Origin of the sequence: Diaphorobacter sp. C33 (assembly GCF_030503915.1) — a bacterium.
Lineage (GTDB): Bacteria > Pseudomonadota > Gammaproteobacteria > Burkholderiales > Burkholderiaceae_C > Diaphorobacter > Diaphorobacter nitroreducens.
Genome location: NZ_CP129980.1, coordinates 1,826,889 through 1,850,486 on the forward strand (window position 1 = coordinate 1,826,889; position 23,598 = coordinate 1,850,486).

The following is a 23,598-nucleotide window of genomic DNA, read 5'->3' on the forward strand; positions in this document are numbered from 1 at the left end:
CCGCCGTGTGCGGCCATGCCAGCCGAGCCGTTCAGGCCGGTACCTGCACGCTGCCTACGGCGATGCGGTTGCGCCCGGCGCGCTTGGCCTGGTAACAGGCCATGTCGGCGGCATAGAGCAGCGCCGCCACACCGTGCGCACCGGGCGCCAGCGGGACCAGCCCCACGCTCAGGCCCAGGGTGAAGCTGCGCCCGCCATATGCGGGCTCCCACGCCTGCACGGCGGCGCGCAACTGCTCGGCCACGGCCTGCCCGCGCGCCAAGGAGCTGCCCGGCAGCACGATGGCGAACTCGTCGCCGCCCACGCGCGCAGCCCAGCCGTTGTGCCGCACTTCCGATTCGAGCAGACGTGCCAGATGGCGCAGTACGTCATCGCCCGCATCATGGCCGGCAACGTCGTTGACCACGGTGAAATGGTCCAGGTCCATGAACAGCAGCACCCCGCCGTCTTCCTCCGGCACACCCCGCGGGCCCCGCGCAGCACGCGCGTCCAGCAACATCTGCAGGCGCAACTCAAACTCCGCGCGGTTGAGCAGTTGGGTCAAGGGGTCGTGGGCGCGCTCCCAGGACTGCTGCTGGCGCGCTGCACGCTCCGCAGTGAAGTCTTCCAGCGTCCACACCAGGCCGCTGGACGGCACGCCGGGCTCCACCAGTTGCCCCTGCGCCCGCACCCACAGCGTGCTGCCGTCCTTGCGCAGCAGCGGCAGTTCGCCATCGAAGCTGCCGTGGGCCGCAAACCGCGCACGCACCTGCTGTGCCACATCCGCTGCGCCGGGCGGTGAGGCCAGCAGATCCGTCAGCCGGCGCCCCTGGAGCTGCGCCGGCGCATAGCCCAGCATGCGGCCGGCCTGCTGGCTGACGACCTCCACCTGCTCGTCGCGGCTGACGACGATGCCCAACGGCACGTGCGCCAGCACCGCACGCAACTGGCGCGCCGACGCCTCCGACCCACGCTGTTGCAGCCGCCGGTGTTCCAACAGCCGGGTGCAGACGCGCACCACATCGTCCACCTCGCCAGGGCTGTGCGGCCATGGGCCGTCATACCCGGCGGACCCGCTCGCCGGCGCACCAGCGGCCTCCGCGTCCGTCAGCGCTCGGGCACGCTGGCGCAGCAGGATCAGCGGGCGCGCGATCCACAGCATGGCGCCCAGCGCCAGCAGGGCCACCAGCGCCGTGGCCGCGGCCGCGAGCGCCCAGGCCCGGCGCTGGACACCCTGCATTGGCGCCAGCACGGCCTGCGAAGCGCTCACCCGGGCCACCACCCATTGCGGCATGGGCACGCTGGCCAAGCTCACCACGTGGTCCGCCTGCACGGTGGTTTGCGCGCGCCCGGCCAGCGGGGCATCGTCCGCGCGGCGCCAGCGCGCATAGGCCTCGCCCAGGCCGGGCTCGTCGGCCACCTGGCCCAGCACGCGCTCCATATTGGGGTGCGCCAGGATCACCCCATCGCGCGTGAACACCACCAGCTGCGAATCGCTGCGTGCGGGCAGCGCCAGGGAATGTGGCAGCAGTCCCTGCGATTGCAGCCGCAGCACGCCCGCCACGGCCCCGATGACGCGCCCCTCCCCCCGCAGCAGCGGCATGGTGAACATCACGCGCGCCTCGGCCGGCGTGGCGCCAATGAGGCCCGACACCAGCGGCTTGCCGTCCAGCAGTGTGCGCACGAGGTAATCGCGCTCGCCCGGGTCCAGACCCGAGGCCTTTTCCAGCTTGCCATAGCGCAGGTTGATGGCGAGGTTGCCGTCCTTGCGCGCAACCTGGATGGCGTCGAAGAAGCGCACGGCCGGCAGGCCCTGCTGCAGCAGCCACTCCAGCGATGCGGGGGACTCCAACAGTTCGGGGGTAATGCCCTCGGCCACGGTGGCAAGCACCTTCTGGCTCTGCTCGATCTTGCTGGCCAGCAACCGCGCCACCAGTTCCACCTCGTCGTTCTGCTGGCTGACCAGGCGCTGCATGACCTCCTGGCCCGCGGCGCGCGACAGCACCCACACGGTGAGCATTGCGGAGAGCACGATGGCCAGCGCCGCCACCGCGAGCAGCTTGCCCACCAGCGGACCGGGCAGCCATGCGAAGCCTTCAGGCTCCCGCTCGGGCGCCACGTCTTCCCACGCGGCAACATGCTCGGGCGGTGTCATGGGCGCTCCGCGTTCGAAGCGCCCGAAACGAGAGGATCGAGGAAGGCGCGAACCATGGTCATAGGGGGGCTGCAGCCTCACCAGAGGCCCGAACCAATATACGCAGGCACCCCCAGCTCCAGACTGGGTGGAACCCTGGGACGGCGCGGGAAAAACCCTGACGCCTCAGGCCTTCAGGTAGAGAGTGGTAACAACTGGATGCAAAAGGGCCGCCGCAGCGGCCCCATCGGGCGGAGTGCCCAGCGTGTGCTCAGGCGCCGGCCACCATCTGCAGCGCGCGGGGCTGCGGCAGGCTCAGCACGTTGCCCGTGCCAGCGATCAGGCCGTGCTCGCGCAGATGGCGCAGCACACGCGAGAGCGTCTCGGGCGCAATGCCCAACTGCGCCGCAATCAGGCGCTTGCGCTGGTGCAGCGTGACGCGCAAGCCGCCGTCTTCACTGTTTTGCGCATGGCGCAGCAGCCACTGGGCGCAGCGGGCTTCGGCGTCCTGGGCCAGGCGGCTCACGGCCAGTTCCGTCTGTTGGCAGTAACCGGTGGCCATGTCGCGCAGCAGCGCCTGTGCGCCCACGGGCAACTCATCAAAGGTGCGCTTGAAGTCCTCCAGCGGTAGCCGGCGCAACTGCACGCGGGTGTCCGCCACCATGTCCACGGCGCAGGGCTGTTCCAGCAGCGCGGTGGCGGCGTCGAGCCAGAACGGCCCTTCGACCACACCAAGCTGGTGGCGCATCACGCCGTCCTCGCGCACGCCCAGCAGCACGCGGCCACTGTCAAGGTAGAGCACGGACGCAGGTTGTTGGTGGCGCTCACGCAGCACCTCGCCCGCGGTGGCCACCTCGATCTGTGCGGACTGGTCGGAGGACGGTAGGGGGAACATGACCGCCACTGTGCCGGCGCACCGCCCGTCCTGCTTTGAGCGAAATCAAAAGTGGACGTGCAACCGCCGGCGTGCCGGGCCGCCTCACGCGCCGTTCCGGCGGGTCCGGGCGCAACAACTTGCGTTCGCAGTGTTGCAAAAACACGAAAAAGGCTGGCGGCATGATGTTTGCTTGACCACAATCGCTGCCTGACCCGAAACCGTCATAACAACCCCTGCGCCAGCCGCGCATCCCCGCCCTACAGAGGAGAACCCATGTACCGCCATTTGATCGCTATTGCCGCCGCCACGCTGTGCGCGGCCACGGCGCACGCCCAAACCTCCGTCACGCTTTCGGGTCTGACCGACGTCTACGTCGGCTCCATGAAGATGGCCGGCGACGCCGACCGCCGCTCGGTGGTCAATAGCGGTGGCATGACCACCTCGTGGTTCGGCTTCACCGGCTCCGAAGACCTGGGCGGCGGCTTGAAGGCCAACTTCCAGCTCACCTCGTTCATCCAGGTGGATGCCGGCACCCAGGGCCGCTTTCCGGGCGATACGTTTTTCTCGCGCGACGCCAACGTGAGCCTGTCGGGCAGTTTTGGCTCCGTGCTGCTGGGCCGCTGGATGGCACCCAACTTCCTGCCGTCCGTGGTGGGCAACCCGCTGGGCGACTCGTTCACGTTCTCGCCGCTGATCCTGCACAAGAACGTGCCGCTGTTCAACGCCTCCGGCTGGCAGGCCACCACCCCGTCCGACACAGGCTGGAGCAACCAGATCGCCTACAGCACGCCCGACATCGGCGGCTTCAAGGCCAACCTGCAGTACCAGTTCGGCGAACTGCCGGGCGATAACGGCAAGAAGAACGTCGGCGCTAATTTCTTCTACTTCGGCGGCCCGCTGACGCTGACTGGCTACTACGAGCGCGACCAGATCAGCAACCCCGGCCAGGGCACCTACCTGGGCACGACCAAGAAGGACTGGATGCTGGCCGCAGCCTACGATTTCAACGTCGTGAAGCCGTACCTGAGCTACGGCCAGACCAAGGCCGACAACAGCCCCGGCAAGGCCAAGACGATGCAGGTCGGCGCATCGGCCCCGCTGGGCGGCGGCAGCCTGTTGGCTTCCTGGGTCAAGACCGAGCTGACGGACTCGGACCTGGACCGCAAGACCTTCACGCTGGGCTATGACTACAACCTGTCCAAGCGCACGGACGTGTACGCGATGTACATGAACGACAAGATCACCAACCAGTCCACGGGCAACAGCTTCGGCGTGGGTATCCGCCACCGGTTCTGACGAAGCAGGCCCTGTCGGCCACTGCACGGCACGCGGCGCATGGCGCCGCGTGCTTTTTTTTCGCCTGCAAATACCAATGAAAAGTGGCCCTGGCGCTTACGAAAAGAGCGCCGGCAGCTATCAATTCAATACCAGCCATCGCCCTTGCCAGGCGCATGCGCGTCACGGGCTTGTCACCCGGAAGGCCTACGCTCCCCTTTTAACAGTTACCAATTGCTACCGATGCCTGATGCTCCGCGGCTGTCTCTGCGCGCACTGCTGCCTTCGCTGTCACCCAGGGTGCGGCGGGGCGAAGGGCCGCTGGCGCGGCTGCTGCGCGCGGGTGGGCTGCACTGCGTATTCCAGCCCCTGGCCGACCTGCGCGAGGGGAACATCTATTCACACGAGGCCCTGATCCGCGGCCCGGAAAACTCGCCTCTGCAGTCGCCCGACGCCTTGCTGGCCCAGGCACGCGCCGAAGACCTGCTGCACGACTTCGAACTGCTGTGCGTCGCGCAGGCACTCACCCAATGGGGCCAGCAGGCCACGCCGGGCCGGCTGTTCGTGAACATCAGCGCCGACGCGCTGGTCTGGGGCGTCGGGCTGTGCGGCGCGGAGCCTCTGGCCCACGTGGTGCGTCGGCTGGGCGTGTCGCCGCACATGGTGGTGCTGGAGATCACCGAGCACGAGCGCGTGCACGACCTGGTGCCGCTGCGCGACGCACTGCGCCAGGTGCACGCCAGTGGCATGCGCCTGGCGCTGGACGACTTCGGCGACGGCCATTCCAGCCTGCGCCTGTGGTCGGAGGTGCGCCCCGACTTCGTGAAGATCGACAAGTACTTCACGCGCGATATCGGCCAGCACCCCGAGAAGCTGCAGATGCTGCAGGCGATCCGCGGCATTGCCGAAGTGTTCGGCACCACGCTGGTGGCCGAAGGCATCGAGACCAGCGACGAGCTGCGCGCGCTGCGCGACCTCGATATTTCCTACGGCCAGGGCTACCTGCTGGGCCGGCCCGCGCGTACCGCTCGCCTGGCGATAGAGCCGCCCGCGCTGTCCGTGCTGCGGGACCGCCGCGTGGCCGTGCTGCCGCACGGCGGCCAGCCCATACGCCCTGGCATCCTGCGCAACCTGCTCATGGCGCAGGCGCCCACCGTCACGCCCTGCACCAGCAACGACGCGGTGGCCGAGCTGTTTCGCACGCATGGCGATCTGCACGCCATTGCGGTGCTGGAGGGCGAACGCCCCGTGGCGCTCATCAACCGCCAGGAGTTCATGAACCACTACGCCACGCTGTACTTTCGCGAGGTGCACGGCCGCAAACCCTGCATGGCGTTCGCCAGTACGTCGCCGCGCGTGGTGGAGATGGACTGCGACGTGGAGCATCTGGTGGGCATCCTCACCTCGCAGGACCAGCGCTACCTCAACGACGGTTTCATCGTCACCGACAACGGGCGCTACGCGGGCCTGGGCACCGGCGAGCAACTGGTGCGCGGCGTGACCGAAGCGCGCATCGAGGCCGCGCGCCACGCCAACCCCCTCACCTTCCTGCCCGGCAACATCCCCATCAGCCTGCACATGCAGCGCCTGCTGGACAACCGCGCGGCCTTCGTCGCCTGCTACGCCGACCTGAACCACTTCAAGCCCTTCAACGACCACTACGGCTATTGGCGCGGCGACCAGATGATCCGCCTGGTGGCGCGGCTGGCGCTGACGCACTGCGACCCGCGGGCCGACTTCGTGGGCCATGTGGGCGGTGACGACTTCATGCTGCTGTTCCAGAGCAGCGACTGGCTGGCGCGCTGCCAGCGCATCGTGGACTCGTTCGCGCGCGAGGCCATCGCCCTGTTCGATGAATCTGCGCGCCAAGAAGGCGGCATCTGGGCCGAGGACCGGCATGGCGTGAACCGGTTCTTTCGCTGCACCACGCTGTCGATCGGCGCGGTACGCGTGCCGCCGGGCAGCATGGAGCATGCCGAAGAGGTGGCCAACCTCGCGGCGCTGGCCAAGCGCGATGCCAAGCAGTCGCACGCGGGCATCGCCTGGCGCGACGCCGGCCCAGGCGGGCTGGTCTGCCTGCAATCGCCCTTGACGACCATCGATGCGGCGCGCGCCGCGCCGCGGGCCCGGGCCGGCGCGCACTAGGTCCTTACACTCCAGCGCGACAGGGTCGCCGCATCCCCATCCGCGGCCAACCCGGACATTCCAACCTACAGGAGAGACCACCCGTGCCCATGTTCGTTGACACCTCGCCGCCCGGCCAATGCATCTTCTGCCGGCTGGTGGCCGGCGAGATCCCCAGTGCCAAGGTCTATGAGGACGCGCTCACGATCGCCTTCATGGACATCGGCCAGGTCACGCCGGGCCATGTCCTCGTCGCGACCAAACGGCATGCGGCCACCTTGCTCGACACGACCCCCGAAGAGGCCGCGACGCTGATGCAGACCGCGCGCCGCGTCGCGCTGGCGGTGCGCACCGCGTTCGACCCGCCGGGGCTCACGCTGCTGCAGGCCAATGGCGCGCTGGGCGGGCAGACGGTGGCGCATGTGCACCTGCACGTGGTGCCGCGCCATGAGGACGACGGCATCACCTTCACCTGGCCACGCCAGGAGCCGCCAGCCGCCGTGCTGGCCGGTTATGCCGAGCGCCTGCGCGCGGCGCTGTAGTCCGGGGTCAGATCGGCGAGAGCACGCCGCGGCCCGCGAAGTGGCCCTCGGCGTTGGCCAGGAAGCGGTCCACGCTGGCCTGCACGGCCTCGGGCGACCACCCGGCCACGTGCGGGGTGAGCAGCACGTTGTCCAGGCCCACCAGCTCCTGCGGCGGCGCGGGCTCGCTCTCGTACACATCCAGCCCCGCGCCGGCAATGCGGCGCTCGCGCAGCGCGGCCGCCAGGGCCTGCGTGTCCACCACGCTGCCGCGCGCGATGTTCACCAAGTAGCCCTGGGGCCCCAACGCCTGCAGCACCTCGGCATTGACGCGGTGGCGCGTGGACGCCCCGCCCGGCGTGGCGCACACCAGCACGTCGCACCAGGCGGCCAGCTCCTGCAGGCTGGGGAAGTAGCGGTGCGGCAACTCCGCGCGCGGGCTGCGGTTGTGGTAGCCGATCTCCATGTCAAAGCCTGCGGCGCGGCGCGCGATCTTGTGGCCGATGGTGCCCAGCCCGAAGATGCCCAGCCGCTTGCGCGAGACATTGGGCGGCAGGCCGATCGCATCGCGCCACACGCCGGCGCGGCACTGCTGGTCCAGGGTGCGCATGCCGCGCACGATGGCAATCAGCAGCCCGAACGCATGGTCGGCCACGCAGTCGTCGTTGGTGCCCGCGCCGTTGGCCAGCGCAATGCCGCGCGCGCGGGCGGCGTCCAGCGCCACGTTCTCGTAGCCCGCGCCGAGGGCACACACCAGCTCCAGCGCGGGCATGGCGGCGATCTCCTGCGCCGTGAGACCGACGGCGCCGATGGTCAGCACCGCCCTGAAGCGCGCGCCCTGCTGTGTGATGGCCTGGGCGCGCGCGTCGGGCGTGGGGGCATAGCAGACGTCAAAACGCTGGCCGATCTGGTCCAGGTGCTGCGGCGTCATGCCGTTGAGGATAAGCAAAGGAATGCGGGTGGTGGAGGTCACGGCGTTGCTCGAAGCTGAATGCGCGCAGTGGACTATGTTTTTCATAGCTGCTCGCGCTTGTCTATAGGGCGGTACAGGCCATTTTCGTCCAAATGCGTTGGACCTGCCCTGTGCACCGCTCCAAGCCCCGGCGGGGGTGCGGGGCCTTGGGTCTGCCGCGCCATCGACTCTGCTACCCTCGCGCGCATCATGTCCGTCCCGTCCGCCGCCATCGGCCCGCAGCAGGCGCCTCCGGTACCCGTGCCTGTGCCTCCCGGCCTGGCCATCCTGGTGCTGGCCCTGCTGCTGAGCATCCAGCCCGTCACCACCGATCTGTACCTGCCCGCCCTGCCCGCGCTCACGCGCAGCCTGAACGCACCCGTGGCCGCAGGCCAACTCACGCTGTCCGCGCTGCTGCTGGCCTTTGGCTGCTCGCAACTGGCATGGGGGCCGCTGTCCGACCGATTCGGCCGCCGGCCGGTGCTGCTCACCGGGCTGGCGCTGTACACGCTGGCGGCGGTGGGCGCGGCGCTGGCGCCGTCCATGGCGGTGCTCATCGCCTGGCGCACGGCCCAGGGCGTCGCCATGGGCGCCGTGGTGATGTGCGCGCGCGCCATCGTGCGCGACCTGTACACGCCGCTGGCGGGCGCACGCGCCATGTCCAAGGCGCTGACCGGCTTGGGGCTCGTGGCCTGCCTGTGCGCGCCGCTGGGCGGGCTGCTGACCGAATGGTTCAACTGGCGCGCGGCACTGCTGGCGCTCACCGGCTACGCCATGGGCACGTTGGCGCTGGTGGCGCTGCGCATGCCCGAGACGCTGCACCAGCGCAACCCGCACGCCCTGCGCCCCGCCATGCTGGCAGGCACCGCGGCGCAGATATTGCGCACGCCCACGTTCTGGGCGTTCTCGCTGCTCACCACGGCCAGCTATGGCGGGCTGTTCACCTTCCTGGCTGCTTCGTCCTTCGTCTACCTCGACGTGCTGGGCATTTCGCGCACGCAGTACGGGCTGGCGCTGCTGTCCACGGCCGTGGCTTACCTGCTGGGCACGCTGCTGTGCCGGCGGCTGTTGGCGCGCCAGGGCCTCAAGCGCACGGTCGCCATCGCCGGCGCGCTGTCGGCCAGCGGTGGCCTGCTGATGCTGCTGGCCGCCGCGCTGGGCTGGCACAGCGTGGCCGCGCTGCTGCCGCCGTTCTACCTCTACATGGTGGGCCACGGCATCCACCAGCCCTGCGGGCAGTCGGGCGCGGTGGGACCGTTCCCGCAGGCGGCGGGCATGGCCTCGGCGCTCAATGGTTTCATGATGATGCTGGCGGGCTTCGCCATCGGCCAGTGGCTGGGCGGGGCGCTGGACGGCAGCGTGTGGCCGCTGGTGCAAGGCGTGGCCCTGTGGTCGCTGCTGCTGGCCGCCATTGCCTGGACGCTGGTGCAGCGCCATGCCCCGCAGGAGGTTGCCCATGCCCGCTGACCACATTCCCGCGCTCGCGCTGGCTGGGCCCACGGCCTCGGGCAAGACGGCAGCGGCGTTTGCTATTGCCGACGCGCTCGCGCCCCGCCTGCCGGTGGAGATCATCAGCGTGGACTCGGCCCTGGTGTACCGCGGCATGGACATCGGCACCGCCAAGCCCACGCCCGCCGAGCAGGCCCGCGTGCCGCACCACCTGATCGACATCCGCGACCCGCTGCAGGCCTACAGCGCGGCCGAGTTCGTGCAGGACGCCACGCGCCTGATCGGCGAGATCCGCGCGCGCGGCGCGCTACCGCTGCTGGTGGGCGGCACCATGCTGTACTTCAAGGCGCTGTTTGACGGCATCGACGACATGCCGCCCGCCGACGCCGCCGTGCGCGCGCGCCTGGAGGCCCAGGCTGCCGCCGAGGGCTGGCCCGCCATGCACGCCCGTCTGGCCCAGGTGGACCCGCAGACTGCCGCGCGGCTGGCGCCCGGCGACAGCCAGCGCATCCAGCGCGCGCTGGAGGTGTGGCATGTCTCGGGCCGGCCGCTGTCGAGCTTTCACACGACCAAAACCGTAGCTGCCAGCGGCCGCCCGATGAGCGCTGCAAGCCTTTTTTCCTTGGAACCACACGACCGCGCCTGGCTGCACGGGCGCATTGCCGAGCGCTTTCACGCCATGCTGGCCGCCGGCTTTCTGGACGAAGTCCTGCGCCTGCGTGCGCGCGGCGACCTGCACGCCGACCTGCCCAGCATGCGCTGCGTGGGCTACCGCCAGGCGTGGGAGTCACTGGACGGCCTCTACCCGATGAGCAGCCTGCCGGAGCGCGGCATTGCCGCCACGCGCCAGTTGGCCAAGCGCCAGATCACCTGGCTGCGCAGCATGCCCGAGCGCCATTCGATCGCCTGCGACGCGCCCGACGCCACTGCGCAACTGGTGCAGGCCGTGCGCGCGCGCGTGTGGGGTAGCGGCGCATGAGCGCCCAACCCACGACCCTGCTGCAGGTGTGCGGCCTTGCCAAGCGCTACGGCGGGCAGGCGGTGTTCGAGGGCGTGGATCTGCAGGTGCGGCGCGGGGAGTTCGTCGCCATCGTTGGCGACTCGGGCGTGGGCAAGTCCACGCTGCTCAACTGCCTGGCGGGGCTGGACCATTGGGATGCCGGTCAGGTGCTGCACGAGGGCGTGGATCTGGGGCAGTTGGACGACACGCAGCGCGCCCTGTGGCGTCGCGCCCATGTGGGCTTCGTGTTCCAGGCCTTCCATGTGCTGCCGCATCTGGACGTGGCACAGAACGTGGGCCTGCCGCTGATGCTGCTCAACCGCTCCGATGCGCGGCGCGTGCAGCATATGCTGGCCGCCGTGGGCCTGGAAGGCCTGGGCGAGCGGCTACCGCAGCAGCTCAGCGGGGGGCAGTTGCAGCGCGTGGCCATTGCCCGCGCGCTGGTGCACCGCCCCGCCCTGCTCCTGGCCGACGAGCCCACGGGCAATCTGGACCCCACCACGGCGGCGCTGGTCATGGATCTGCTCATCGCCCAGACCCGCGAGCACGGCGCCGCGCTGGTGCTGGTGACCCATTCGCAGGCCGCCGCGGCGCGGGCGGACCGGGTGCTGCGCCTCACGGCGCAGGGTATCCGCCCGGCGCAAGCGATTTAGTCGATCGTCAGGCGCTGAGTCTTGTTGCCCTGCTTCTTGGCCAGCGTGAGCGTGAGCACGCCGTTGTCGTACTTGGCCTTGCACTGGGCGGCGTCCACATCCACGGGCAGTTGGAAGCTGCGCGCCACCGAGCCAAAGTAGCGCTCGCTGCGCAGCACCTTCTCGCCTTCTTTCTTCTCGTCGTGCTGGCGCACCTCGGCGCGCAGGCTGACCACGTTGCCATCGATGGAGATATGGATGTCCTCCTTGGGCACGCCGGGCACCTCGGCATGCACGGTGTAGGCGGCGTCGTCCTCCTTCACGTCGATCTTGATCTGCGACGGCGTGGGCAGCCCATCGCCGTGCAACGGGCGGACATAGAAGCCCGGCGCAAAGTCCTTGAAGAAATCGTCAAACAAGCTGCCACGGGTGACCAGTGAATTCATGATGAAACTCCTTCTTTCGAGAACAAGGTGAAGCGGCCCGCACGGGCCATCTGTCCGGCGAGGTCAGCCCCCGCCGTCTTCAGGCTATATAGGCGCTGTCGCGCCGCGGTTCAAGAACCCCCGCACGTTTGAATTTGATGCAGCGCAACTCCACGCGCCGCGGGCCGCACAATCGCGGCATGCTGACCGCCCTGCTGCGCACCTTCTCCTGGCGTGCGCTGCGCCACCACCCCTGGCGCAGCGCAGCCGCCGTGGCCGCCGTCATGCTGGGCGTGGCGCTGGGGTTCGCAGTGCATGTGATCAATGCGTCGGCGCTGGACGAATTCGCCCAGGCCGTGCGCGCGGTGAACGGCCAGCCCGACCTGGAACTGCGCGCCACACGCGGCGCGCTGCCCGAATCGCTCTATGGCGAGGTTGCCCGCCAGCCGCAGGTGCGCCTGGCCAGCCCGTGGCTGGAAGTGCCGGTACGGGCGTCCGCGACCCGCGGCCAGACACCCGTGGCGCTGCGTGTGCTGGGCGCCGATGCGCTGCTGCTGCCCGCCATGGCGCCCGCCCTGGCGCCGCGTGCCTACGAAGGGGCCGACCGCCTGGCCATGCTGGCGCCCGCCAGCGTGTTCCTCAACCCGGCGGCGCAACAGGCGCTGGGCCTGGGCGCCATCGACGCGCACACCCCCGCCATCACACTGCAGGCAGGCCTGGCGGCGCACCCCGTGCGCGTGGCGGGCACGGTGGCTGCGGGCGGCGCGCCCCTGGCGGTGATGGACATTGGTGCGGCGCAGGATCTGTTCGGCCGCGCGGGGCAGCTCACCCGCATCGACCTGCGACTGCAGCCCGGCAGCACGCCCGCCAGCGTGCAGCAGGCGCTGGCCGCCCTGCCCGGCTGGCCGGCGGGCGTGCAGTTCGCCGCGCCGCAGGACGATGTACAGCGGGTGGACAGCCTCTCGCGCGCGTACCGCGTCAACCTCACGGTGCTGGCGCTGGTGGCGCTGTTCACCGGGGGCTTCCTGGTGTATTCGGTGCTGGCGCTCAGCGTGGCGCAGCGCGCGCCGCAGTTCGCGCTGCTGGCCGTGCTGGGCACCACGCCGCGCGAGCGCCAGGCGCTGGTGCTGCTGGAATCCTGCGCGCTGGGCCTCATCGGCAGCGTGGCCGGCATCGCCCTGGGCACGGCGCTGGCGGCGCTGGCGCTCACCCTGCTGGGTGGCGACCTGGGCGGCGGCTACTTCACCGGCGCACAGCCTGCGCTGCAGTGGAGTACGCCGGCAGCGCTCCTCTACGGCCTGCTGGGCGTAGCGGCCGCGCTGATCGGCGGCTGGTGGCCCGCGCGCCATGCGCAGCACTTGCCGCCGGCGCAGACCCTCAAGGGCCTGGGTGCGCAGGCCGGGCGCGGCGCGCGCGCCTGGATCGGTCTTGTTTTGATAGCTGCTAGCGCTTTATTGGCAACGCTTCCGCCCATTTTTGGCATACCGCTGGCGGCCTACGTGGCGGTGGGCCTGCTGCTGATCGGCGGCATTGCCCTGCTGCCCTGGCTGGTGCAGGCGCTGCTGGCGCGGCTGCAGCCGCTGGCGGCGGGCCATGCCCTGGCCCTGCTGGCGCTGGAACGCGCCCGCCGCATGCGCGCCAGCGCCGCCGTGGCCGTGGGCGGCGTGGTGGCGGCGCTGAGCCTGGCCGTGGCGCTGACGGTGATGGTAGGCAGCTTTCGCGGCTCGGTCAGCCAGTGGCTGGACAGCGTGCTGCCCGCGCCGCTGTACCTGCGCGCGGCCGGCGGCGCCAGCGGCGACGAGGCCGCGGTATTCCCCCCGGATTTCGTCAATGCCGTGGCGCGCCTGCCCGCCGTGGCGCGCGTGCAGGCGCTGCGCACCAGCAGCCTGCAACTGGCACCCGACCGCGCCCCCGTCGCGCTGCTGGCCCGGCCGCTGGAGGGCGACCCGGCCCGCGCTCTGCCACTGGTGGACCCTGCGCGCCCCGTGCCGCCAGGGCGCGTCGGCGTGTACGTGAGCGAGGCGGTGGTGGACCTGTACGGCGCCCGCCCAGGCGCGGACTGGCCGCGGCTTTCAGAGGTTTTCAGGCCTGCAGCGCAGTCTGGAAAAGCGCCAGCAGCTATATTTTTCGTAGCTGGTGTGTGGCGCGACTATGTGCGCCAGCACGGCGCCATCGCGCTGGACCTGCAGGACTTCGCGCGCCTGACGGGTGACGCGCGCGCCAGCGACCTGGCGCTGTGGCCCGCGCCGGGCCGCGAGGCCGGCGCGCTGCGCAGCGAGGTGCTGGAGCAGGCTCGCGAGAGTCTGGGCGCCTCGGCGGCGGATGCACTGGAATTCACCTCGGCCGATGCGATCCGCGCACGGTCGCTTGCGATCTTCGACCGCAGCTTCGCCGTCACCTACTGGCTGCAGGCGGTGGCCATCGGCATCGGGCTGTTCGGCGTGGCGGCCAGCTTCAGCGCGCAGGTACTGGCGCGGCGCAAGGAGTTCGGGCTGCTGGCCCACCTGGGGCTCACGCGGCGGCAGATCCTGGCCGTGGTCGCCGGCGAGGGCGCGGCCTGGACGGCCGTGGGCGCGGTGGCCGGCACGCTGCTGGGCCTGGCCGTGGCGACGGTGCTGGTGCATGTGGTGAACCCGCAGAGCTTTCACTGGACCATGGACCTGGCCGTGCCGTGGCCGCGACTGGGCGCGTTGGCCCTGGCCGTGGTGGCGGTAGGCACGCTGACCGCCTGGCTGGCAGGCCGCCTGGCCGCGGGGCGCGACGCGGTGATGGCCGTCAAGGAAGACTGGTAGTCGCCGACAATGCGGGCCATGCTGTCCCCCTCCTCTCTTTCCGCCCCGGCGGCCGGCAGCGGCTGGCTGCACGAGGCCATCGCCCGCATCGAGGCCGACTACCAGCGCAGCGCCGACACCCACCTGATCCCGCTGCCGCTGCCGGCGTTCGCCGGCGCCGGCATCGACCTGTATTTGAAGGACGAATCCACCCATCCCACGGGCAGCCTCAAGCACCGGTTGGCGCGCTCATTGTTCCTGTATGCGCTGTGCAATGGCTGGGTGCGCGAGGGTTCCACCATCGTGGAGGCATCGAGCGGCTCCACCGCCGTGAGCGAGGCGTATTTCGCGCGGCTGCTGGGCCTGCCCTTCGTGGCGGTGATGCCGCGCAGCACCTCCGCCGAGAAGATCGCGCTGATCGAGTTCTACGGCGGACGCTGCCACTTCGTGGAGCGTGCGGGCGACGTGTACGACGCGGCGCGCGCCATCGCCGCCGACACCGGCGGCCACTACATGGACCAGTTCACCTACGCCGAGCGCGCCACCGACTGGCGCGGCAACAACAACATCGCCGAGAGCATGTTCACCCAGATGCAGCGCGAGCGCCACCCAGTGCCGCGCTGGATCGTGGTGGGTGCGGGCACGGGCGGCACGAGTGCGACGATTGGCCGCTATGTGCGCTACCAGCGGCATGCCACGCAAGTGTGCGTGGCCGACCCGGCGGGCTCGGTGTTCAGCGCCTACCACCGCACGGGCGATGCCACGCTCACCGCGCCGGGCTCGCGCATCGAAGGCATTGGCCGCCCGCGCGTGGAGCCGAGCTTCATCCGCACGCTGGTGAACCGCATGGAAGAAGTGGCCGACGACGACTCCGTCGCCGCCATGCGCGCGCTGTCCACCCTGCTGGGGCGGCGCGTCGGCCCGTCCACGGGCACCAACTTCGTCGCCATGCTGCGGCTGGCGCAGGAGATGCGCACGCAGGGGCAGCAGGGGTCGATCCTCTCGCTGCTGTGCGACGCGGGCGAGCGCTACCTGCCGACCTACCACGACGACGCCTGGGTGCAGCGCTGCCTGGGCGACTGCGCGGCCGCGCACGGGCGGCTGCAGGCGCTGCTGGCCTGATGGTCGGACGCCGCGCGCTGCTGGCATTCGCGGCCCAGGGCGCGCTGGGCAGTGCTGCCTGCGGCTGGGCTGCTCCCGCCTGGGCCCTGGCGCCGCGCACGCTGGCCTTCCCGCGCGACCACGGCAGCCACCCCGATCTGCGCACCGAGTGGTGGTACATCACCGGCCATGCGCAGGCCGACGAGCGGCTGTGGGGCTTTCAGATCACCTTCTTTCGCACGCGCGTGGATGCCACGCAGGGCATGCAGTCCGCCTTCGCCGCGCGCCAGCTCGTGTTTGCGCACGCGGCGCTGACCGACGTGCAAGGCCGTCGCCAATTGCACGACCAGCGCATTGCCCGCGCGGGCTTCGGCATTGCCGAGGCGCTGGAAGGCGACACGCAGGTGCGCCTGCGCGACTGGTCGCTCACGCGCCATGCCAGCAGCGCGCCGGGCGGCAGCCGCTACGAGGTGCGCGCGCAGGCAGAAGGATTTGCGCTGGAGCTGGACTGCGCCAGCACCCAGCCCGTGCTGCTGCAGGGCCAGGCCGGCCTGTCGCGCAAGGGGCCCGACGCGGCGCAGGCCAGCTACTACTACAGCCAGCCCCAGTTGGTCGTGACGGGCGCCATCACCCTCGCGGGCCGGCGCATGCCGGTGCAACCACTGGCCGCGCCCGCCAACCGCGCCTGGATGGACCATGAGTGGAGCGAGGCGCTGATGCACCCCGAGGCCGTGGGCTGGGACTGGATCGGCATGAACCTGCACGACGGCGCCGCACTCACCGCGTTCCGCCTGCGGCGCGCCGACGGCAGCACGCTCTGGACCGGGGGTTCCTGGCGGCCCGCAGGAGCGGACGCCGCGCAGGTGTTCGCATCCGAGGCCGTGGTGTTCTCCCCGCTGCGCCACTGGCACAGCCCGGCCAGCGGCGTGCGCTACCCGGTGCAGTGGCGCGTGGACACGCCTGCGGGCGGCTTCATCGTGCGTGCGCTGCTGGACGCGCAGGAGCTGGACAGCCGCGGCTCCACCGGCGCGATCTACTGGGAAGGGCTGTGCACGCTGCATGCAGCGCGGGCGCGGGGCGATGCGGGCGAACCGGCCGGCCCCGAGGTGGGGCGCGGCTATCTGGAAATGACGGGCTATGCGCAGCGCCTGCGGCTGGGCTGACGGCGCGGCCCGTCGCTATGCATGTGATAGCTGCCAGCGCTTTGTTTTTGGGTATTTCCACCCGGTTTGTATCTAAAACCTAGATACAACAAGCGCCGCCAGCTATCAAAAACAAAGCGGCCATGCAGGGCGGTTGCCGCGCATGGCCGAGGGTGCCGCCGGCCTGGGGGCTTGGCCCAGCCGGCATGCGGTGACGAGGGCGTCAGTGGCTGCCGCTGCCCCCTGTGCGGCGGCGCTCCAGCCAGGCGATGATCTCGCCCATGATGCCGCGGCGGAAGGCCAGCACGCAGACCACGAAGATCAGGCCCGTGACGATGGTCACCGACTCGCCCAGGGTGTTGAACCAGTCGATGGTCGTGAGCTGCGCAAGCAGCGTGCCCAGCTCGCCGATCTTGTTCTCCAGCAGCACCACCACGGCCGAGCCCACCAGCGGGCCGCTCAGCGTGCCCAGGCCCCCCACCAGCGTCATCAGAACCACGTGGCCGGAGGCGCTCCAGTGCACGTCGGACAGCGTGGCGAAGCCCAGCACCAGGGTCTTGAGCGCGCCGGCCAGACCCGCAATGGCGGCCGAGATCACGAAGGCCAGCAGCTTGAAGCGGTTGGTGTCGTAGCCCAGCGAGATGGCGCGCGGTTCGTTTTCCTTGATGCCCTTGAGCACCTGCCCGAACGGCGAGTGGATGGTGCGCACGATCAGCAGGAAGGCCACCACCACCACGATCAGGCACACGTAGTACATGGTCAGGTCGCTGGACAGGTCGAGCACGCCGAACAGCTTGCCGCGCGGCACGCCCTGCAGGCCGTCCTCGCCGCCCGTAAAGGGCGCCTGCAGCGCCGCGAAGAACAGCATCTGTGCCAGGGCCAGCGTGATCATGGTGGCGTAGATGCCCTGGCGGCGAATGGCGAAGAAGCCCATCACCAGCCCCAGCAGCGCGCCGGCCAGCAGGCCGGCCAGCAGGCCGAGCTCGGGCGTGGCGCCCCACACCTTCACGGCATGGCCCGTCACGTAGGCCGCGCCGCCCAGGAACGCGGCATGGCCGAAGGACAGCAGGCCCGTGTAGCCCAGCAGCAGGTTGAAGGCCGAGGCGAACAGCGCGAAGCACAGCAGCTTCATCACGAACACCGGGTAGGCGCCAAGGAAGGGCGCGACGATCAGGCCGAGCAGCAGCAGGCCGTAGCCAATGGGAGCGAATTTATTGACGTTCATGTGGTTCACCCCGTTGGCTTACTTCTCTTTGCCGAACAGGCCGGCGGGGCGGATGAGCAGGACGATGGCCATGATGACGAACACGACGGTGGACGAGGCTTCGGGGTAGAACACCTTGGTGAAGCCCTCGATCACGCCCAGGCCCAGGCCGGTGAGGATGGAGCCCATGATGGAGCCCATGCCGCCGATCACCACCACCGCGAACACGACGATGATGAGGTTCTGGCCCATCAGCGGCGTGACCTGGTACACGGGCGCCGCCAGCACGCCGGCGAAGGCCGCGAGCGCCGCGCCGAAGGCGTAGGTCAGCGTCACCATGACGGGCACGTTGACGCCGAAGGCTTCCACCAGACGGGGGTTCTCGGTGCCGGCGCGCAGGTAGGCGCCCAGCTTGGTCTTCTCGATCACGTACCAGGTGGCGATGCACACCACGATGGAGGCCACCACCACCCAGGCGCGGTAGTTGGGCAGGATCATGAAGCCGAGGTTGGTCGCGCCCTCCAGCAGCTCGGGCGTGTCGTAGCCCAGGCCGGAGACGCCGTAGATGGAGCGGAAAACGCCCTCGATCATCAGCGTGAGGCCCAGCGTGAGCAGCAGGCCGTACAGGTGGTCGAGCTTGTAGATCCAGCGCAGCAGGAGCCGCTCGATCACCACACCGATCACCCCTACGATCAGCGGAGCACAAATCAGCATCACCCAGTAGTTGACGCCGAAATAGTTCATGGCCATCCAGGTGATCAGCGCCCCCAGCATGAACAGCGCACCGTGCGCGAAGTTGATCACGTTGAGCAGGCCGAAGATGACGGCCAGCCCCAAACTGAGGATCGCGTAGAACGAGCCATTGACCAGCCCCAGGAGGAGCTGACTCAGCATGGCCGGCAATGAAACACCAAAAATTTCCATGGGAACTGAACGCTGATGTAGGGGAGTCGGATCAGGAGAGCAGCGCGATCACTTCCAGAGGGCGCACTTGCTCTCGGCCTTGGTGGTGAACACCTGTTCACCCGGCAGTTTCTTGATGAGCTTGTAGTAGTCCCAGGTGCCCTTGGACTCGGACGGCGACTTCACCTGCATGAGGTACATGTCGTGCACGTAGCGGCCGTCGGCACGCAGGTAGCCGGAACCGAAGAAGTCGTTCATCTTCATGGCGCGCCAGGCCTCCATCACCTTGTCGGCGTCGGTGGTCTTGGCGGCCTCGACGGCCTTCAGGTAGTTCATCGTGGCCGAGTAGTCGGCAGCCTGGATCTCGGTGGGGCGGCGCTTGGTCTTGGCCATGAACTTGTCGGCGAACTTACGCGTCTCGTCGTTCAGGTCCCAGTACCAGCTGGTGGTGAACTGCAGGCCTTCGGTATTGCGTAGGCCCAGGCTGTGCACGTCGCTGAAGAAGATCAGCAGGCCTGCCAGCTTCATGCTGTTGCCGATGCCGAATTCCTTGGCCGCCTTGATCGAGTTGATGGTGTCGCCGCCGGCATTGGCCAGGCCCAGGATCTGCGCCTTGGAGTTCTGCGCCTGCAGCAGGAAGGACGAGAAGTCGGACGCATTCAGCGGGTGGCGCACCGCGCCCACCACCGTGCCGCCCTTGTCCTTCACGACCTTGGAGGTGTCAGCCTCCAGGGCATGGCCGAAGGCATAGTCCGCCGTCAGAAAGAACCAGCTCTTGCCGCCGCCATCGACGATGGCACCGCCCGTGCCCTTGGCCAGGGCCACGGTGTCGTAGGCGTAGTGCACGGTGTAGGGCGTGCACTGGTCGTTGGTCAGCGCAGAAGAAGCCGCGCCGTTGTTGATCATCACGCGCTTTTTCTCTTCGGCGATCTTGGCCAGCGCCAGCGCAGTGCCGGAGTTGGTGCCGCTGAAGATCATGGTCAGGCCCTGGGTGTCAATCCACTCGCGTGCCTTGCTGGCAGCAATGTCAGCCTTGTTCTGGTGGTCGGCCGTCAGCAGCTCGATGGGTTTGCCCAGCACCTTGCCGCCAAAGTCGTCGATGGCCATCTGGATGGCCACGCCACCGTTCTTGCCTTCCACGTCGGCGTAGAGGCTGGACATGTCGGTGATGAAGCCGATCTTGACCTTGTCCTGCGCGTGCGCGGTCGACGCCATGAGCCCTGCGGCCCCGAGCACGAACGCCAATGTCGTGAGCTTCGCTTTCATGTGGTGTCTCCTTTGTCTTTCATGCTTTGGTTTGCAACGTCGACGCGCGCGGTCCCGGGCAGTGCCCGGGGCCGTGGCTCAACTCACTTCCACAGGGCGCACTTGCTCTCGGCCTTGGTGGTGAACACCTGGTCGCCGGGCAGCTTGGCCACGACCTTGTAGTAGTCCCAGGGTTCCTTGGATTCGGAGGGCGACTTCACCTGCATGAGGTACATGTCGTGCACGAAGCGGCCGTCGGCGCGGATCGTGCCCTTGGCGTAGAAGTCGTCGATCGGCGTGGACTTGAGCTTCTCCATGACCTTGTCGGCATCGGTAGTGCCGGCGGCTTGCACGGCCTTCAGGTAGTTCATGGTGGCGGAGTAGTCGGCCGCGTGGATGTCCGTGGGCATGCGCTTGGTCTTGGCGAAGAACTTCTTGCCGAACTCGCGCGTCTTGTCGTTCAGGTTCCAGTCCCAGCTGGTGGTCAGCAGCAGGCCTTCGGTGTTGCGCAGGCCCAAGCTGTGGATGTCGGTCAGGAACACCAGCAGGCCGGCCAGCTTCATGTTCTTGTTGATGCCGAATTCCTTGGCTGCCTTGATGGCGTTGATGGTGTCGCCGCCAGCGTTGGCCAGGCCCAGGATCTGCGCCTTGGAGTTTTGTGCCTGCAGCAGGAAGGAGGAGAAGTCGGACGCGTTCAGCGGGTGCTTCACGTTGCCCACCACGCGGCCGCCGTTTTCCTTGACCACCTTGGCGGTGTCGTTCTCCAGCGCCTGGCCGAAGGCGTAGTCGGCCGTCAGGAAGAACCAGTCCTTGCCGCCCTGCTTCACCACGGCGCCGCCCGTGCCCTTGGCCAGAGCCACAGTGTCGTAGGCGTAGTGCACGGTGTAGGGCGTGCACTGGTCGTTGGTCAGCGCGGAGGAGCCAGCGCCGCTGTTGAAGTACACGCGCTTTTTCTCTTCGGCCACCTTGGCCATGGCCAGGGCGGTGCCGGAGTTGGTGCCACCGAACAGCATCGTCAGGTTCTGCGTGTCGATCCACTCGCGTGCCTTGCTGGCAGCGATGTCGGCCTTGTTCTGGTGGTCGGCGGAGAGCAGTTCGATGGGCTTGCCCAGCACCTTGCCGCCGAAGTCGTCGATGGCCATCTGGATGGCCAGAGCACCGTTTTTGCCTTCCACGTCGGCGTAGAGGCTGGACATGTCGGTGATGAAGCCGATCTTCACCTTGTCCTGCGCATGGGCCTGCATGGCAGATACCGCCAGGCCGGCGGCCCCCATCACTGCGACCAGTGTCTTGAGTGTCTTTTGCATTGTTGTCTCCTTGGTGGGTGCGAAACGAATGGGAAAGGGGTCGGTCAGACGCCCAGCAACTGGTTGAGCACGGGCATCTTGGCCTCCAGCTCGTCGGCGCCAAACTGCAGGGCGATCTGGCCGTGCTCCATGACGTAGAAGCGGTCGGCCAGCGGCGCGGCGAAGCGGAAGTTCTGCTCCACCATCACCACCGTGTAGCCCTTCTCGCGCAGCGTGATGATCATGCGTGCCAGCGCCTGCACGATCACGGGCGCCAGGCCTTCGGAAATTTCGTCCAGCAGCAGCAGCTTGGCGCCGGTGCGCAGGATGCGGGCCACGGCCAGCATCTGCTGCTCACCGCCCGACAGGCGCGTGCCCTGGCTGTTCTTGCGCTCGGCCAGGTTGGGGAACATGGCGTAGATCTCGTCGATCGACATGCCCTGCGAGCCCGTCTTGAGCACGGGCGGCAGCATCAGGTTCTCCTCGCACGACAGGCTGGAGAAGATGCCGCGCTCTTCGGGGCAGTAGCCCAGGCCCAGGTGCGCGATGCGGTGCGTGGGCAGGTGGATGGTCTCCACGCCGTGGATCTTCACCGAGCCCTTGCGTGCGCCGGTCAGGCCCATGATGGCGCGCATGGTGGAGGTGCGGCCCGCGCCGTTGCGTCCCAGCAGCGTGACCACTTCGCCGGGCTGCACAACCATGTCCACGCCGTGCAGCACGTGCGACTCGCCGTACCAGGCTTCGAGATTGCGGATTTCCAGTGCGGGGGTGCCGGCCATGTCAGTGCGCCCCCTGCAGTTGGCCGTCGGTCGTGCCCATGTACGCTTCCATGACTTGCGGATTCTTTGAGACTTCTTCGTAGGGCCCTTCGGCCAGGACGGCGCCGCGCTGCAGCACCGTGATGCGGTCGGCGATGGTCGAGATGACCTTCATGTTGTGCTCCACCATGAGGATGGTGCGGCCCGCAGACACCTTCTTGATGAGCTGCGTGACGCGGTCCACGTCCTCGTGGCCCATGCCCTGCGTGGGCTCGTCCAGCAGCATCAGTTCGGGCTCCATGGCCAGCGTGGTGGCGATCTCCAGCGCACGCTTGCGGCCATAGGGCAGGTTCACCGTGACCTCGTCGGCCAACTCCTGCAGGCCGACCTCGGTCAGCAGTTGCACCGCACGGTCGTTGAGCTGGCTGAGGCTGCGCTCGCTGCGCCAGAAGTGATAGCTCGTGCCCAGCTTGCGCTGCAGGCCCAGGCGCACGTTCTCCATCAGCGTGAGGTGAGGGAACACCGCCGAGATCTGGAACGAGCGAATCACGCCGCGCCGCGCGATCTGCGCCGGATGCTCACGCGTGATGTCGTGGCCGTTGAAATGGATGGTGCCCGACGTGGGCTCCAGGAATTTGGTCAGCAGGTTGAAGCAGGTGGTCTTGCCTGCGCCGTTGGGGCCGATCAATGCGTGGATGGACCCGCGGCGCACGCTCAGATTCACATCGCTGACCGCGGTGAAGCCCTTGAATTCCTTGGTGAGGCGGGATGTTTGCAGTATGACGTCGCTCATTGTCATCAGGCACGTGCCGCGCGGGGTGCGCGACACAGACCGTCTCCATGTTTATGTTGCACCGCATCCTAAAGTGCCACCCCGTGCGCCATAACTGGGAGAAATGCCTATGTATAAACGCCTACGTACGAACGCTTCATGCCCCCGGCCAACACGGGGCCTTGCGGGTCATTCATGCGCTCTCGGCGGCGATCACGATGGCCGACTCCTCGGCCACCATGACGACACGCGAGCGCACGCGCAGCCCCGATCCCGCGGCAGCGAATCCCACCATCTGCATGCCCGCCTCCAACTGCGCCGCGACCTCGTCTCCCAACTCGCCGCGCGACACGCGCGCGGCCCGCGCGGCCCACTGATTGGCGGCACCCGGCGCAGGCGCGCGTGCCGCAGCCAGCACACGCACGGCCGTGGCCTTGCACAGCGCCTGCACGGGCACGCCCGGGCGCAGGCCCAGCAGCTCGGCGCTCTCGCGCGTGATGCGCGAAAACACCTGCAGCTGCGCCGCGTCGCCCGCCCCACGCAGATGCACGCGCACGATCTGCCCACACGCCTGCATGCCTTGCACGATGCAGGGCCATTGGTTGCGCATGCTGGTGCGCACCGCCAGCCGCGCGGCGACCGCCTGTACGCCGCCGCCCTCGCCCACCCCGGCCAGCACCGTGGCGCGTACCTGCCGCATCGCATCGGCCGCCTCCAGCAACTGCCGCCCCGCGGGCGTGAGGCGCGCGCCGCCGCCGCCCACGCCGCCCACCACGCGCTCCACCAACGGTGCGCCGGCCAGGTTGGTCAGCGTATCCAGCGCCTGCCACGCGGCCTTGTAACTGACGCCCACGGCACGCGCAGCCTGGGAGATGGAGCCGCCCTGCCCGATCTGGCGCAGGATGTCGATGCGCTTGTCGGCCATGCCATGGCCAAGGGCGTCGAGGAACGATACGGAATGCTGCATGGGCGCGATCATGCCGCCTTGCGCGCACGGGCGACAAGGCGCTTGGGGCGCACGCGGCATGTTGCAAACGGCAAACGGCAA

At 68.9% G+C, this 23,598-nt stretch carries 20 protein-coding genes; 9 read left to right on the forward strand and 11 right to left on the reverse strand.

Going from position 1 to position 23,598, the window contains the following annotated elements; genetic code table 11:
- Window positions 1–31: 31 nt before the first annotated feature.
- The gene (locus QY917_RS08695) at window positions 32–2,134 is read right to left on the reverse strand and encodes a diguanylate cyclase (protein ID WP_123675988.1); all 2,103 of its coding nucleotides are present in this window, start codon (window positions 2,132–2,134) and stop codon (window positions 32–34) included.
- A gap of 250 nt (window positions 2,135–2,384) precedes the next feature.
- Entirely contained in the window at window positions 2,385–3,008 is a 624-nt protein-coding gene (locus tag QY917_RS08700) for a Crp/Fnr family transcriptional regulator (protein ID WP_047351073.1), read from the reverse strand.
- Window positions 3,009–3,263: 255 nt separating this feature from the next.
- Between QY917_RS08700 and QY917_RS08705 the strand changes: the two genes are divergently transcribed.
- From QY917_RS08705 to QY917_RS08715, 3 genes are all read left to right on the forward strand, one after another.
- The gene (locus tag QY917_RS08705) at window positions 3,264–4,286 is read left to right on the forward strand and encodes a porin (RefSeq protein WP_088886342.1); all 1,023 of its coding nucleotides are present in this window, start codon (window positions 3,264–3,266) and stop codon (window positions 4,284–4,286) included.
- Window positions 4,287–4,508: 222 nt separating this feature from the next.
- On the forward strand, window positions 4,509–6,410 hold the full coding sequence (locus QY917_RS08710) for a phosphodiesterase (RefSeq protein ID WP_123675987.1): 1,902 nt from the start codon (window positions 4,509–4,511) through the stop codon (window positions 6,408–6,410).
- 83 nt (window positions 6,411–6,493) lie between these two features.
- The gene (locus QY917_RS08715) at window positions 6,494–6,931 is read left to right on the forward strand and encodes an HIT family protein (RefSeq protein WP_123675986.1); all 438 of its coding nucleotides are present in this window, start codon (window positions 6,494–6,496) and stop codon (window positions 6,929–6,931) included.
- A gap of 7 nt (window positions 6,932–6,938) precedes the next feature.
- On the opposite strand, the gene QY917_RS08720 is transcribed toward QY917_RS08715, so the two are convergent.
- Complete coding sequence (locus QY917_RS08720; protein ID WP_123675985.1) at window positions 6,939–7,928, reverse strand: 2-hydroxyacid dehydrogenase; 990 nt, start codon at window positions 7,926–7,928, stop codon at window positions 6,939–6,941.
- A gap of 144 nt (window positions 7,929–8,072) precedes the next feature.
- Between QY917_RS08720 and QY917_RS08725 the strand changes: the two genes are divergently transcribed.
- From QY917_RS08725 to QY917_RS08735, 3 genes are read left to right on the forward strand one after another with little or no spacing between them, the layout of a single operon-like run.
- The gene (locus QY917_RS08725) at window positions 8,073–9,329 is read left to right on the forward strand and encodes a multidrug effflux MFS transporter (RefSeq protein ID WP_123675984.1); all 1,257 of its coding nucleotides are present in this window, start codon (window positions 8,073–8,075) and stop codon (window positions 9,327–9,329) included.
- Entirely contained in the window at window positions 9,319–10,290 is a 972-nt protein-coding gene (gene miaA / locus QY917_RS08730; RefSeq protein WP_123675983.1) for a tRNA (adenosine(37)-N6)-dimethylallyltransferase MiaA, read from the forward strand. The genes QY917_RS08725 and miaA overlap by 11 nt, the downstream gene beginning before the upstream one ends.
- Window positions 10,287–10,964 carry an ABC transporter ATP-binding protein gene (locus QY917_RS08735; protein WP_123675982.1) on the forward strand — a complete coding sequence of 226 codons (678 nt, stop codon included), beginning with the start codon at window positions 10,287–10,289 and terminating at the stop codon, window positions 10,962–10,964. The genes miaA and QY917_RS08735 overlap by 4 nt, the downstream gene beginning before the upstream one ends.
- Here QY917_RS08735 and QY917_RS08740 read toward each other — a convergent pair.
- Complete coding sequence (locus QY917_RS08740; protein WP_015913840.1) at window positions 10,961–11,389, reverse strand: Hsp20/alpha crystallin family protein; 429 nt, start codon at window positions 11,387–11,389, stop codon at window positions 10,961–10,963. The two genes, QY917_RS08735 and QY917_RS08740, sit on opposite strands and share 4 nt — an antisense overlap.
- A gap of 137 nt (window positions 11,390–11,526) precedes the next feature.
- Between QY917_RS08740 and QY917_RS08745 the strand changes: the two genes are divergently transcribed.
- The 3 genes from QY917_RS08745 to QY917_RS08755 are packed head-to-tail and all read left to right on the forward strand — an operon-like array spanning window position 11,527 to window position 16,403.
- Window positions 11,527–14,160, forward strand: coding sequence for an ABC transporter permease (locus tag QY917_RS08745; protein ID WP_123675981.1), 2,634 nt, complete (start codon window positions 11,527–11,529; stop codon window positions 14,158–14,160).
- A 9-nt stretch (window positions 14,161–14,169) separates the two neighbouring features.
- On the forward strand, window positions 14,170–15,261 hold the full coding sequence (locus QY917_RS08750) for a PLP-dependent cysteine synthase family protein (RefSeq protein ID WP_123675980.1): 1,092 nt from the start codon (window positions 14,170–14,172) through the stop codon (window positions 15,259–15,261).
- Window positions 15,261–16,403 (forward strand): lipocalin-like domain-containing protein, encoded by a 1,143-nt coding sequence (locus tag QY917_RS08755; protein WP_123675979.1) that lies wholly within the window; start codon window positions 15,261–15,263, stop codon window positions 16,401–16,403. Before QY917_RS08750 ends, QY917_RS08755 begins: the two co-directional genes overlap by 1 nt.
- A gap of 202 nt (window positions 16,404–16,605) precedes the next feature.
- On the opposite strand, the gene QY917_RS08760 is transcribed toward QY917_RS08755, so the two are convergent.
- The 7 genes from QY917_RS08760 to QY917_RS08790 all read right to left on the reverse strand — a co-directional run bounded on the left by QY917_RS08760 (window position 16,606) and on the right by QY917_RS08790 (window position 23,529).
- A complete protein-coding gene (locus QY917_RS08760) occupies window positions 16,606–17,607 on the reverse strand; it encodes a branched-chain amino acid ABC transporter permease (RefSeq protein WP_088886334.1) in 1,002 nt (333 codons plus the stop codon).
- 18 nt (window positions 17,608–17,625) lie between these two features.
- Window positions 17,626–18,510 carry a branched-chain amino acid ABC transporter permease gene (locus tag QY917_RS08765; protein WP_088886333.1) on the reverse strand — a complete coding sequence of 295 codons (885 nt, stop codon included), beginning with the start codon at window positions 18,508–18,510 and terminating at the stop codon, window positions 17,626–17,628.
- A 48-nt stretch (window positions 18,511–18,558) separates the two neighbouring features.
- The gene (locus tag QY917_RS08770) at window positions 18,559–19,755 is read right to left on the reverse strand and encodes an ABC transporter substrate-binding protein (RefSeq protein WP_123675978.1); all 1,197 of its coding nucleotides are present in this window, start codon (window positions 19,753–19,755) and stop codon (window positions 18,559–18,561) included.
- Window positions 19,756–19,838: 83 nt separating this feature from the next.
- Window positions 19,839–21,041: an ABC transporter substrate-binding protein gene (locus QY917_RS08775; RefSeq protein WP_015913847.1), complete on the reverse strand. Its 1,203-nt coding sequence runs from the start codon at window positions 21,039–21,041 to the stop codon at window positions 19,839–19,841.
- 44 nt (window positions 21,042–21,085) lie between these two features.
- Complete coding sequence (locus QY917_RS08780) at window positions 21,086–21,799, reverse strand: ABC transporter ATP-binding protein (protein ID WP_123675977.1); 714 nt, start codon at window positions 21,797–21,799, stop codon at window positions 21,086–21,088.
- A gap of 1 nt (window position 21,800) precedes the next feature.
- Window positions 21,801–22,571 carry an ABC transporter ATP-binding protein gene (locus tag QY917_RS08785; RefSeq protein WP_088888483.1) on the reverse strand — a complete coding sequence of 257 codons (771 nt, stop codon included), beginning with the start codon at window positions 22,569–22,571 and terminating at the stop codon, window positions 21,801–21,803.
- A gap of 172 nt (window positions 22,572–22,743) precedes the next feature.
- The gene (locus QY917_RS08790; protein ID WP_123675976.1) at window positions 22,744–23,529 is read right to left on the reverse strand and encodes a TOBE domain-containing protein; all 786 of its coding nucleotides are present in this window, start codon (window positions 23,527–23,529) and stop codon (window positions 22,744–22,746) included.
- Between the last annotated feature and the right edge of the window lie 69 nt (window positions 23,530–23,598).